Consider the following 11,861-nt stretch of genomic DNA (forward strand, 5'->3'; position numbering starts at 1 on the left):
CGTCGTCGTTGCCCGGGATCGGGAAGTCGACTTCGTCCGGATCGCAGTTGGTGTCCAGGATGGCCACCACGGGGATGCCGAGCTTCTGGGCCTCGTCAATGGCCAGGTGTTCCTTCTTGGTGTCCACAACCCACATGACCGAGGGGGTCTTGGTGAGGTTGCGGATGCCGCCCAGCGTGGTTTCGAGCTTGTTCTTCTCGCGCTGCAGGAGGAGCAGTTCCTTCTTGGTGTGGCTGGAGCCAGCGACGTCGTCGAAGTTGATCTCTTCGAGTTCCTTCAGGCGCGAGATGCGCTTGGAGACGGTCTGGAAGTTGGTCATCATGCCGCCGAGCCAACGCTGGTTGACGTACGGCTGGCCAACGCGAGTGGCCTGCTCGGCGATGGCTTCCTGAGCCTGCTTCTTGGTACCAACGAAGAGCACGGTGCCGCCGTGGGCAACAGTGGCCTTGACGAACTCGTAGGCGCGGTCGATGTAGGACAGCGACTGCTGCAGGTCGATGATGTAGATGCCGTTGCGCTCGGTGAAGATGAAGCGCTTCATCTTCGGGTTCCAACGGCGGGTCTGGTGACCGAAATGTACGCCGCTGTCGAGCAGCTGGCGCATGGTAACGACTGGCATGTCGTCACTCCTTCCGGCAGCATCCGGCTGGGCCTGGTCTGCTGCCTCATAGACGGTTATTAGCTTCTCGCCCGGCGGGCGAAGCTCCTGGCGTCTGTCGGCTCCGCCTTGGACGGCAGAGCATGTGCCCGGACCGGTTTCCCGGACCGCCTGGGCACATTCCATCGCAGCATATTTGCGACAGTGGATTTCAGACACGCGTAGTCAGCCTCTGTCCGGACATGCGTCATGGACGGAAAACTGCTTCGCCCAGTGTACTACAGGCGGCGGCCCGTTCCCGCGCATTCCCATCCTCCACAGCGGCCAACGACGGGGATTTCGCGCACACATCCTGTTCGCGCCGCCAGCAGGTCCGCGTTCGCGGTAACGATGGGTGACATGAAGCCGCCCTTCACCCGCCACAGAGCCGCCACAGCCCTAGCCATGCTGCTACTGGCCACCGGTCCGGCCGCACCGGTCGCCGACGCAGCCGATCAACGGTGGAACTGGCCTGCCGTGCCGGCGCCCGCCGTAGTGCGCGGTTTTGACCCGCCGCCCGAGCCATGGCTGAGCGGCCACCGCGGAGTCGATTTGGCCGTCCCCGCCGGGACCACGGTCCTCTCCCCCGCCGACGGCCGGATCAGTTTCTCCGGCTGGGTGGTGGACCGCCGGGTCATCACGGTCGACCATGGCAACGGGCTGCGCAGCAGCTTGCTGGCGGTGGCGTCCGAGCTGCAGGCAGGCGACACCGTCTCCGCCGGCGACCCGGTCGGAACAGTCGCCGACAGCGGACATTGCCCGTCCGCCTGCCTGCACTGGGGAGTGCGCCGCGGCGAAACCTATATCAACCCGCTGCAGTTCGTCATGGACCTGCGGCCGTCGGTGTTGCTGCCGGTGCCGGACGGTTAGACGAACGCCGCCAATCCGGTGATGGCTCGCCCGGTGACGAGGGAATTGATTTCGTGGGTGCCTTCGTAGGAGTAGATGGCTTCCGCGTCCGCAAAGATCTTAGCCATTTCATAGTCGGCAACGATGCCGTTTCCGCCGAGGATGCCACGGCCCAGGGCCACGCTTTCACGCATCCGCGCCGTGGTGAACGCCTTGGCCAGCGCCGAGTGTTCGTCCTTCGCCTGGCCGGTGTCTTCCATCTGCGCCAGCCGAACCATCATGCCCATCGAGGCCACTGCATTGCCGAGGATCTGGACCAACTGATCCTGGACCAGCTGGAATGATGCCAGTGGCTTTCCGAACTGGTGACGCTCCACGGCGTAGCGCCGCGCCACATCGAAGGCAGCCAGCTGCTGCCCTACAGCCTGCCAGGCCACGCCGAGCCGCGTTACCTTCAACACCTTGTTGGTATCCCGGAAGCTGTTGGCGCCCTTGAGGTGGAAGTCATCGGAGACCACCAGGTTCTCGAGGGTGATGTCTGCGTTCTGCACCGTCCGCAGGCTGATCTTGTTCTCGATCTTCGTCGCGCTGTAGCCGGGGATGGACGTGTCCACCAGGAAGCCCTTCACCTGATTGTCGGCTATGTCGCGGGCGTAAATGACCACCCAATCGGAGAAGGTCGCGTTGCCGATCCAGCGCTTGGCGCCGTTCAGGATCCAGTTGTCCCCGTCGCGCCGGGCGGTGGTGCGGGTGCCGCCGGCGACGTCGGAACCGCCCAACGGTTCCGTCAACCCGAAGGCGCCGATCTTCTTCATGGCGTAGATGTTTGGCAGCCAGGCCTCCTGCTGCTCTTTCGATGCCAGCGCTTCAATCGAACCGGTGAACAGCCCATCATGAACACCCATAAACGTGGCAATGGAGGTGTCCGCGCGGGTGAACTCCGCGTGCATGAGTCCGGCGAACAGATTCGAGTAGCCCTGCCGCCGGACCGGACTGACGATGTCCAGGTCCGCCAGCTTCGGAATGATGTCCATCGGGAACTCAGCCCGGTTCCAGCAGTCGACGGCGATGGGGCGGACTTCCTTGGCCAGCCAGTCGCGCACGTCGTGCAGCCGGTCACGTTCCGCCACCGGGAGCAGCGACTCGAAGGCAAAGAAGTCTCCGTCGGCATAGGGAAGATCGTTCGGATCGATGACACGCTGGCCCATAGTGGCTTCCTTTTCAGTCAGGCAGGCTCCGGCGCCGGGCAGATTTCATCCGCTTACGCCGCGAAGTTACTGAGCAGTAACATAGCGCAAGAACGAGTCACGAGGCAACGGTCTCGACCCGTCCCTCCCCCGAGTCGGCACGCCTCCCCCGCTCATTCCGGAGGGCAGCTTCGAACTGCTTCGTTTTTCAGGCAGCGGGCGCGGTAGCAGTTCTGACCGACCGGGCTGGGGGAAGTTGCCCGGTAGAACGTTAATATTGGGGCATTCTTAGTACGTTTTGACAACCAAACCGAGGCGCTAATTCACGCCCATCGGGATCGCTTACTGCACGTTTAACCGGGCGTTTCCTGCTTGGCGTGTCGCGACGGTTCACCATGTAATAAAAGCTTGCATGGGTGATGCACTTCACAGCGGCTGAGTAGCGTTTTTCTTGTCCGGAACTACAGCGAGAATCCATCCGCTGTAGAAGCAAATACTGGAAAGAGATACACCATGAACAACACAAAGCTGCGCGTCGTCGGGTCCTCACTGCTTGTTGCAGCATTCGGTTTCACGGGCTTGGCAATGACTGCCGCTCCTGCGTCGGCGAGCACGGTTCAAAGCGTGTCCACCAGCAACTACGGTCATGACCACCACGGAAACCGTGATCACAGGGGCGACTATCGCCACCACCATCGGCGGCATCATCATGATGACCGGTGTGACTGGAACTATGGCTGGTACAAGCATCACGGTGACTGGCATCACGGCTGGTACCGGGACTGCGACAACGGGCACCACTACGATTAGGCCACCAGGCACTAGTCGCCCGGGGTGAGGCTCCGGACCAAATGTGCGGAACGGCGGGATCATTCACCCGTTGCTCCGCACATTTCTGTGAGTGGGCACCATCGCCTGTGGGCCGCTTCCCTCACGTTCCGTCCCCCAAAAGAACGGACCGGGTCCGGGAGGGCTGGCTCCCGGACCCGGTCCGTGTTGCACGATGTAGGGCGGGTGGGGCTTGAACCCACGACCGAACGATTATGAGTCGTTTGCTCTAACCGACTGAGCTACCGCCCCGTGCCCTACGATGTTACTGAATGCAGACCACGAATTTGAAACTGGCACCGCTACCAACGTCAGATTAGTTGAGGTAGTCGTCCGCAGAACCCCCGCGGTAGAGCCGCTCAAAGGTGTCCATGGTCTCGTCGATGCTGTGACGCACCGCCTTAGCATGGCTTGCCTCCCCCATGGCCGCAATCCGCTCCGGGCTCTGCCCGAGGACCGCGTTGAGCTTGGCTGCCAAATCAGCGGGGTCTCGGGGAGCAAACAAGTACCCGTTAACTCCGTCCTCCACCAAGTGCGGCAAGGCCATCGCATTGGCCAGAACCACCGGTTTACTGGCGGACATGGCTTCCAGCGACACCAGCGACTGCAACTCCGCGGTTCCCGGCTGACAAAAAACCGTAGCGCGCAGGTACGCCCGGCGCAGCTCGTCGTCGTCAACATGGCCCAGGAAGGAAACCCGACGGCCTAGCCCCATGGCGGCGACCCTGCCCTCGAGGTTTTTCCGCTCGTCGCCGTCGCCGACTATCTCGAGATGAACATTCAATGCGGGATCAGTCATGGCCAGTGCCTCGATCAACGTATCCACGTTCTTCTCCACCGCGAGCCGACCCGCAAACAACACGGTGGGGTGCTCCGGTTTGTCGACGCTCTCCCCCGGCGCCAATTCATAGACAGCGGCATCAATACCGTTGGACAGGGGCAGCACCTTGTGCAGGAAGGCATGGTCACGCATCGCCTTGGCGGCCAGCGGCGTCGGCGTCGTGACCACGGCAGCCTTGCCCATGATCTTGCCCATGTCGCGCCAGGAATTCTTGGCCACAATATTCAGGAACCACTGCGGAAACGGCAGGAACGGCTCCAGGTTCTCCGGCATGAAGTGATTGGTCGCTATGGTGCGGATGCCTCGTCGCACCGCTTCGGTAATGGTGGCCTGTCCGATCATGTAATGGCACTGGATGTGCACCACATCCGGTTGCACTTCATCGAAGATCCGCTTGATGTCGCGCTTGATCTCCCAAGGCAGGCAGATGCGCCACGTCTCATGCGTCGGCACCGAGTGCGAGCGCAGCCGGTGCACCTGGGCCTCGGGACGCTGTTCCACAAAGGTCGGGCCCTTATCGCTCCTGCCGGCGATGATGTCCACGCTGTGTCCGCGCTTGGTCATCGCCGTGGCCAGACGGAAGCCGAAGACCGCCGCTCCGTTGACATCCGGCGGATAGGTATCGGCAGCAATCAGGATCTTGAGGGGTTTAAGTCCGGTGTCGTCGCTCACCTGCGGCAAGACTCCTTGATTCGTCGTATCATAATTTTTCATCGGCGCTTCAGCCCTACGGTTTCTTGCCCGAGGCTTGGGCCCTGCGCCGGGCCTCTTGTTTCTGGAGGACGTCGGGATGGTGCCTCGAGAGGGCGATGACCCCAACAATAGCAACCAATCCCGCTCCGACCATGCCGATCGCGAACACCGGCTCGACGTCGGGCCTGAGTTCCCCAAGGATGAAAATGCCAATGGAGATGCCCACCACCGGATCGATCACTGTCAGCCCGGCGATCACCAAATCGGGCGGGCCGCTGGCGTAGGCACTCTGTACGAACCAAGATCCCAGGCCGCCCGCGGCGGCGACTGCAATAACGGTGTAGATGGGCACGTTGGCGATGAAGCCGCCGCCCGGTTCCAGCAACCGCAGGCCGATGATCCTGACCAGTACGGCGACGAAACCGAAGAGCATTCCGGCGCCGAGAATGTACGCGAAGGCATTGAGCCGGTGCCGGAACATCAGTTCCAGCGAGAGGAACACGGCTACAACAACGGCCAGCAGCAGCACCGCCGAAAGTTCCTCATCTGGCCGCACCTTGTGGCTTTCGCCGGTGACATTGACCGCCAGCAGAACGAAGACGGCGCTGCCGGCCACGCAGGCGGAGATCGCCACGACGGTGATGCGGTTGAGCCGGATTCCTTGGTCTTTGGAATTGATGATGGTGGTGATCACCAAGGCAATGGCGCCGATTGGCTGGACCACGGTGAGCGGTGCGCTGACCAAGGCGAAGACGTTCAGCCCCATACCGACAACCAACATCAACAGACCCAGAACCCAGCGCGGGTTGCGGAGCATCCGCGCCAAGCCCGAGACGCTCATTGCCAGGCCGCCGGTATTGGCCTGGACAGCGCTGGCTTGGCGCTGCGTGCCGAGTGCGAGGAAGAAGGCGCCGAGCAGGGCGCAAAAGATCGCTAACCAGACCATGAGGTCCCGTCAGCAGAGGCCGGGTGCTGCCCCGGCGCCGGCTCAACCACGGCTGGACCCGTCGTCGCTGGCCGTGCGCTGCGCGTTGTATTTTCGCCATGCCGCCCGCATATAGCCCAGCCAGGCGAGGACATGACCCGCGCACCCCGCAACCAGGATGATGTAGGACAGAGCCAGAAGCCAGTCTTGGCCGAAGCCTTCTACCCGGTGGAGCAGCAGCAACGGAGTTCCTACCAGAAGCAAGGCGGTGCGGATCTTGCCGATGTTCGTGACGGGAAGATCCGGGCTGCCATGGAAAAGGATCAGGGAGAACGCCAGCAGGATGGCATCCGGGATGATGATGGACAGCAGCAGCCACCACGGCGCAATACCGGCAGCAACGAAGGTGACGGCCACAATGATCAGTGCCAGCCGGTCAGCGACGGGGTCCAGCCACTTTCCAACCGAAGACATTTGGTTGAAGCGCCGCGCTATGTAGCCGTCAACCCAGTCCGTGGACCCCAGCAGCACCAGTGTGATGGTGGCAGCACCGTATGACTCCCGGGCGATGAACCAGACGAACAGCGGCACCGCAAGGAAGCGCAGCACCGTGATGAGGTTCGGGATGGTCCAGAAGGTGTGCAGTTCCCGGTACTCAAAATCGCGCCGCGTTCCGGCACCGATTATCCTCAACGCTGTCCCTCCCCTCAGCCGTCGTTCCACGCTTCGCAGCCGGCTGTCCTGCAGCCGGCTCCCATGCCGCTGTGCGGCACTGCGTGCGTTATTTCTGCAGCAACCGCCGGAGCATCACGCCCATCGCCGTCAGCGACACTGCCAGCGTAGCCAGCGTCTTCCAGCGCTCTTTTAACTCCGGGGCGGCCTCGCTGACTGAGTCCGCACCGGCCACCAGACGCTCGGTAGCGGCATCTGCTGCGTGCCTCGCGCGGGCTTTGGCTTGCTCCGCCCGGGGACGGAGGTCGACCCGGCGGCCAAGATCGTCCCGGAGGGTCGCCAGATGATCGCGCCGTTCGGACGTGCGGGCACGCAGTTCTTCCATCGTCGGAGCCGGCGGCTGGGGTTCCTCCGCCTTCTCCGGCTTGGCCTCTTCCTTGGGCTTCTCCTCCAGCGTTGCCGGATCGAAACTGCTGCCCTCACGAAGCACGCCGACGTCGTACCTGACGCCCCGGATGGCTTCGGCCGGCATGAGGGGCATGGTTTTCTTCAACGCCGCATATCCGATCAGAGCCAAAATGCTTCCCACGACCAGGAAGACCGCCGCTACGATCAGCGCCGCCAGCCAGGCAGGCATGACGAGCGCCAGCCCCATGATCGCCGCCACCAAGATAGATATGGCCATGGAGACCAAGAACACCACGGCCGCCACGAGGATCCCGGCGGCAACGCCGACCTTGACGCCCTTGCCTTTGAGTTCGAGCAGGGCGAGAGAGACTTCGTCCTGTAGCTGGCGGGGTGTCAGTTGGCCTGCAAGCCGCGCCAGTTCCACCGTCGACATCTTCGCACCGGTTGCGGTGCTCCTGGGGCCTTCCGGACCGGTCATGGGCTCTGCCTCCATCATTGTCGGTAGTGCGCGAGTGTCCACACCATCAAATTATCATTCTGCCCCAGCTCGGCCCCTCAGTCGTAGGGACGACATTCACGGAAGTGCCGTGGGACAAAAAATATGAGTAAACGCTTACGTTTGTTTCCCTCGCCATCTAGGCTGGCAGGCAATCTGTGTCCGCCCACGCCGGGAGATCAACCTATGCACAAGGTCCTGCACTTTCCGAAGAGATTCCTCTGGGGCGCGGCAACGGCCGCTTATCAGGTTGAAGGCGCGTCGGACCAGAACGGCCGTACCGATTCAATCTGGGACGCGTTTTGCAGGCTGCCCGGAGCCATAGTCGGCGGCCAGACCGGTAGGACAGCGTGCGACCACTACCACCGGTACCCCGAGGACGTTGCCCTGATGTCCTCCTTAAATCTCGGTGCCTACCGGTTCTCCACGGCGTGGCCACGGATCAAGCCGGACGACGGCGCGGTGAATCCGGCCGGGCTGGATTTCTATTCGAGGCTAGTCGATGAGTTGTGTGCCGCGGGTATCAAGCCGTGGCTCACGCTGTACCACTGGGACCTGCCCCAGGCGCTTCAGGAAAAGGGCGGTTGGGCGAACCGGGACACGGCCTACCGCTTCGCGGAGTATGCGCTGGAGGTTCATCAGGCGCTTGGCGACCGGGTACGGGTCTGGACCACACTGAACGAGCCGTGGTGCTCGGCCTTCCTCGGTTACGGTTCAGGTGTCCATGCCCCGGGAATACAGTCGCGGACGCAGGCGCTGGCCGCCATGCACCACCTGCTCCTCGGCCATGGCCTGGTCGTGGACGAGCTGAGCCGCCGCGATCCGGGCGCCAAACTCGGCCTCACCCTGAACTTCACGGTGGCGGATCCGCTTGATCCGGACGACCCGGTTGACGTCGACGCCGCCCGCCGCATTGATGGCCAGTTCAATCGCGCTTTCCTCGACCCGGTCTTCCACGGGTCGTATCCTCCCGACTTTCTGGCGGACCTGGAGAAGTACGGGCTCGATGCCAGGATCCGGGACGGCGACCTTGACCTGATCCGGACCCGAATCCACACGCTGGGGGTCAATTACTACCACGGAGAAGCGGTTACTGGCCATCCGCGTGAGGATGCCGAAAATACCCACGCCGCCCCGGTAGCGCGCCCGGTGGCGCCGGCCTACCCGGCGGCCGACCATGTCAGTTCCGTTTCCCGCGGCCTGCCGACGACGGCGATGGGCTGGGAAATCCAACCCGAGGGGCTGTACCGGCTGCTCCTGCGGTTGCAGGATGAATACAGCGGACCGGCCGGGACGGCGCTGTACATTACGGAGAACGGCGCGGCCTTCGATGACGAGGTCTCGGACGACGGCGCAGTCCACGATCCGCAGCGACTCGAGTTCCTCCGCGCCCACATTATTCAATGCCATCGCGCGATCCAGGCCGGTGTGGATCTGCGGGGCTACTTCGGCTGGTCCTTGATGGATAACTTCGAGTGGACCTGGGGCTACGCCAAACGCTTCGGATTGACGCGGGTGGACTACAACACCTTGGAGCGCACGGTCAAGGACAGCGGGCGCTGGTATGCGCATGTTGCTGCCAGCAACCAGGTCGAGACCGCGCCATAAAAAAGATTGCGCGGCCGGTTACCGGTGCGGGATCTTTTTTCTTGAGCTCCCCCGACTGGACTCGAACCAGTAACCCTTCGATTAACAGTCGAATGCTCTGCCAATTGAGCTACGGGGGAATGAAGCGAGTAAAACTCTAGCAGCACGCCGACACGGAGCGAAATCGAACGCCCGCCCGGCCACCACAGCGGGGGTTTTCCCACCAACCCGGCGGATCAGACCGTGGAGACGACCACTGGGCTCGACCCCCGGGGCTAGAAAGCACCGAATCCCCGACTTCGACTGAAGGCGGGGATTCGTAGTACCGCTCCCCCGACTGGACTCGAACCAGTAACCCTTCGATTAACAGTCGAATGCTCTGCCAATTGAGCTACGGGGGAAGGCTGCCATCCGCCACAAGGCGGTTTGACCTCCAACAGCATACTCAATGCAGCCCGGAACTTGCCAATCGTGGACCGCGAAGAAGGGATCTTGTGGCACGCCTAACATCGCTGGCCCCAACGGCTGGCCTCGCCCGCGTTCCTATTCCGAGCGAAGGGCGCGGCGCTGCATCTCCAGTTCCATGAGTTCACGGTTGATCCGCTGGAAGTCCTCGGGATCGGCGGATGGATCCATCCGCTGCAATTGGCCCAGCTTGTCCGCCTTCAGGTGGGTAATCTGCAGGTCCTGCAGCCGGTTGAGAATCCCCCGGCAATACAGCCGCAGGCCGTCGTCGTTCTGCGCCGGCAGCGGCGTGACCGCCAATTCGGAGACGAAGCTGCGCAATTCCTCAGGCACCTCTTGGCGGATGGTCTCCACCCACTGAGACGGGGTGGCACCGGACACGCCTGCCGCCCGCACCGCACCGTGAACGGCCACGTGCATGGGCGCCAGAAAGCGGGCCTGCATGAACTGTTCCCACTGGTTCGCATCGAGGAGGCCGGGTTGCTGGATGGCCACTTCAAGTGCCTGGTGTTCCAGCCGGACAACGGGGTCCCGCAGGTCCGGTCTCGGGTAGGCCGGCTCAGGTGCCGGAACCTGGGCGGATTCCGGCCCGTGGAAGGGAGTGCTGTCGTAAGGGTTGCCGTCGGTGTAGGAGTGCTGCGCACCCTGGCCGTACGACGCCCCCGCGTGGGCGTTCGGTTGCGGCCGGGAAGGAGCGGCCGTGCTCCACCCACCTTGCCGGCTTGCCGGACGGTTGTTGCCCTGCCAGTCCCGCGCCGAAGATTGCTGCCCGCCGCGGTTGGGTTCCTGCCCGCGGCCCTGCTGGTCCCGCTCGCGGCTTGTCTTCCCGGCGGCCCCGGCCTGTCCGCGTTTGACGGCGCCGGCCACCGCGCGGGCGACCTCGTCAACGTCCATGCCCAGCCAGCCGGCAAGCTCACGCGAGTAGCCTGGCCGCATCGCCGGGTCCCTGATGTCGGCAACCACCGGCGCGGCGGCCCGCAGCGCCGAGACCCGTCCCTCGACGGTATCCAGATTGAACTTCTTCAACGTGGCCTTGATGGCGAACTCGAACAACGGGCGCCGGGAGCTGATGAGTTCGCGGACCGCACCTTCGCCGTGGCTGAGGCGCAGGTCGCAGGGGTCCGCACCGCTGGGCTCCACCGCAACGTAGGTCTGGGCGACGAACCGCTGGTCTTCTTCGAAGGCCCGCAGCGCGGCCTTCTGACCCGCCTCGTCACCGTCGAAGGTGAAGATTACTTCGCCGCCGGTTCCATCATCGGACAGCAGGCGCCGGGCAATCTTGATGTGGTCCGTTCCGAAGGACGTCCCGCACGTAGCCACAGCTGTCTGGATACCGGAGAGATGGCAAGCCATCACATCCGTGTAGCCCTCAACGACCACCAGTTGGCGGCTGCGGGCGATATCCCGCTTAGCCAGGTCAATCCCGTAGAGGACCTGCGACTTCTTGTAGAGCACCGTCTCAGGGGTGTTCAAGTACTTGGGTCCCTGATCGTCTTCGTAGAGCTTGCGGGCACCAAAACCAATGGTCGCACCGGTCAGATCGCGGATGGGCCAGATGAGCCGCCCGCGGAAACGGTCGTAGATCCGGCTGTTCCTGCCGTCGGACCCGTCCGACCCGCCGGAGAACATGCCGGTCAGGCGCAGTTCGTCCTGAGTGAAGCCGCGGCCGGTCAGGTGCTTGAGCAGGCCGTCCCAGCCCTGCGGGGCGTAGCCAACGGCAAAATGCTCTGCGGCTGCCTGGTCGAAGCCACGCCCGGACAAGAACTCCCGCGCCGCGGCGGCGCCCGGGGTCTGCAGCTGTTCACGGAAGAACTCCGCGGCGACTTTATGCGCGTCCAGCAGCCGCTGCCGCTTGCCGACGTCTTCCCGGCGCGGGCCGGTGCCGCCGTCTTCGTACCGCAGCGTGTAGTTGATCCGGTGGGCCAGCTTCTCCACCGTCTCGGAGAACGTGGTGTGGTCCATCTTCTGCAGGAAGGAAATCACGTCGCCGCCTTCACCGCAGCCGAAGCAATGGTAGGTCCCCACCTGCGGACGGACATGGAACGAAGGCGAGCGCTCGTCGTGAAAGGGGCACAGGCCCTTGAAGGAACCGATGCCTGCCGACTTCAGCGTCACGTAGCCGTCGATGACTTCCTTGATGTCGGTACGTTGGCGGACTTCATCGATGTCTTCACGCTTAATGAGTCCGGCCATAGTCCTATGTTATGCAGCAGCGCCAAATCGGCGGCTGCGCCGCGGCTGGCTGGTGACGGCGGTGCCCCGGCGGCCACCTG

10 protein-coding genes and 3 tRNA genes are annotated in these 11,861 nt (G+C 63.3%); 3 read left to right on the forward strand and 10 right to left on the reverse strand.

Annotated features, from left to right (window positions below; all coding sequences use genetic code 11):
* On the reverse strand, positions 1-619 hold a 619-nt coding region (gene rpsB / locus AC5RW2_RS29540), incomplete at its 3' end, for a 30S ribosomal protein S2 (RefSeq protein WP_494074813.1).
* Positions 620-997: 378 nt separating this feature from the next.
* Between rpsB and AC5RW2_RS29545 the strand changes: the two genes are divergently transcribed.
* Complete coding sequence (locus tag AC5RW2_RS29545) at positions 998-1,507, forward strand: murein hydrolase activator EnvC family protein (protein WP_493964004.1); 510 nt, start codon at positions 998-1,000, stop codon at positions 1,505-1,507.
* Here AC5RW2_RS29545 and AC5RW2_RS29550 read toward each other — a convergent pair.
* Positions 1,504-2,694 (reverse strand): acyl-CoA dehydrogenase family protein, encoded by a 1,191-nt coding sequence (locus AC5RW2_RS29550; protein ID WP_493964003.1) that lies wholly within the window; start codon positions 2,692-2,694, stop codon positions 1,504-1,506. The two genes, AC5RW2_RS29545 and AC5RW2_RS29550, sit on opposite strands and share 4 nt — an antisense overlap.
* 492 nt (positions 2,695-3,186) lie before the next feature.
* Between AC5RW2_RS29550 and AC5RW2_RS29555 the strand changes: the two genes are divergently transcribed.
* Positions 3,187-3,483, forward strand: a complete 297-nt coding sequence (locus tag AC5RW2_RS29555; RefSeq protein ID WP_493964002.1) for a hypothetical protein — start codon at positions 3,187-3,189, stop codon at positions 3,481-3,483.
* A gap of 196 nt (positions 3,484-3,679) precedes the next feature.
* On the opposite strand, the gene AC5RW2_RS29560 is transcribed toward AC5RW2_RS29555, so the two are convergent.
* From AC5RW2_RS29560 to AC5RW2_RS29580, 5 genes are all read right to left on the reverse strand, one after another.
* Positions 3,680-3,753 (reverse strand) — tRNA-Ile (locus AC5RW2_RS29560).
* Between the two features lie 64 nt (positions 3,754-3,817).
* Entirely contained in the window at positions 3,818-5,014 is a 1,197-nt protein-coding gene (locus tag AC5RW2_RS29565) for a glycosyltransferase (protein WP_493964001.1), read from the reverse strand.
* A gap of 55 nt (positions 5,015-5,069) precedes the next feature.
* Entirely contained in the window at positions 5,070-5,981 is a 912-nt protein-coding gene (locus tag AC5RW2_RS29570; RefSeq protein ID WP_493952441.1) for a DMT family transporter, read from the reverse strand.
* 42 nt (positions 5,982-6,023) lie between these two features.
* Positions 6,024-6,653 carry a CDP-alcohol phosphatidyltransferase family protein gene (locus AC5RW2_RS29575; protein ID WP_493964000.1) on the reverse strand — a complete coding sequence of 210 codons (630 nt, stop codon included), beginning with the start codon at positions 6,651-6,653 and terminating at the stop codon, positions 6,024-6,026.
* A gap of 88 nt (positions 6,654-6,741) precedes the next feature.
* Positions 6,742-7,518, reverse strand: coding sequence for a phage holin family protein (locus tag AC5RW2_RS29580; protein ID WP_493963999.1), 777 nt, complete (start codon positions 7,516-7,518; stop codon positions 6,742-6,744).
* 204 nt (positions 7,519-7,722) lie between these two features.
* Between AC5RW2_RS29580 and AC5RW2_RS29585 the strand changes: the two genes are divergently transcribed.
* Positions 7,723-9,144, forward strand: coding sequence for a GH1 family beta-glucosidase (locus AC5RW2_RS29585; RefSeq protein WP_493963998.1), 1,422 nt, complete (start codon positions 7,723-7,725; stop codon positions 9,142-9,144).
* 46 nt (positions 9,145-9,190) lie between these two features.
* Here the strand turns inward: AC5RW2_RS29585 and AC5RW2_RS29590 are convergent.
* From AC5RW2_RS29590 to dnaG, 3 genes are all read right to left on the reverse strand, one after another.
* Positions 9,191-9,263 (reverse strand) — tRNA-Asn (locus AC5RW2_RS29590).
* Between the two features lie 188 nt (positions 9,264-9,451).
* Positions 9,452-9,524, reverse strand: a tRNA-Asn gene (locus tag AC5RW2_RS29595).
* Between the two features lie 142 nt (positions 9,525-9,666).
* On the reverse strand, positions 9,667-11,781 hold the full coding sequence (gene dnaG, locus AC5RW2_RS29600; RefSeq protein WP_493952445.1) for a DNA primase: 2,115 nt from the start codon (positions 11,779-11,781) through the stop codon (positions 9,667-9,669).
* Positions 11,782-11,861 lie beyond the last annotated feature (80 nt).

This window comes from Arthrobacter sp. B0316-1-20 (assembly GCF_059091865.1).

Excerpts from the sequence above, each read along its gene's own strand:
- AC5RW2_RS29545 (WP_493964004.1), top strand. The coding sequence starts at position 998 with ATGAAGCCGCCCTTCACCCGCCACAGAGCCGCCACAGCCCTAGCCATG.
- dnaG (WP_493952445.1), bottom strand. The coding sequence starts at position 11,781 with ATGGCCGGACTCATTAAGCGTGAAGACATCGATGAAGTCCGCCAACGT.
- AC5RW2_RS29570 (WP_493952441.1), bottom strand. The coding sequence starts at position 5,981 with ATGGTCTGGTTAGCGATCTTTTGCGCCCTGCTCGGCGCCTTCTTCCTC.
- AC5RW2_RS29580 (WP_493963999.1), bottom strand. The coding sequence starts at position 7,518 with ATGACCGGTCCGGAAGGCCCCAGGAGCACCGCAACCGGTGCGAAGATG.
- AC5RW2_RS29585 (WP_493963998.1), top strand. The coding sequence starts at position 7,723 with ATGCACAAGGTCCTGCACTTTCCGAAGAGATTCCTCTGGGGCGCGGCA.
- AC5RW2_RS29555 (WP_493964002.1), top strand. The coding sequence starts at position 3,187 with ATGAACAACACAAAGCTGCGCGTCGTCGGGTCCTCACTGCTTGTTGCA.
- AC5RW2_RS29550 (WP_493964003.1), bottom strand. The coding sequence starts at position 2,694 with ATGGGCCAGCGTGTCATCGATCCGAACGATCTTCCCTATGCCGACGGA.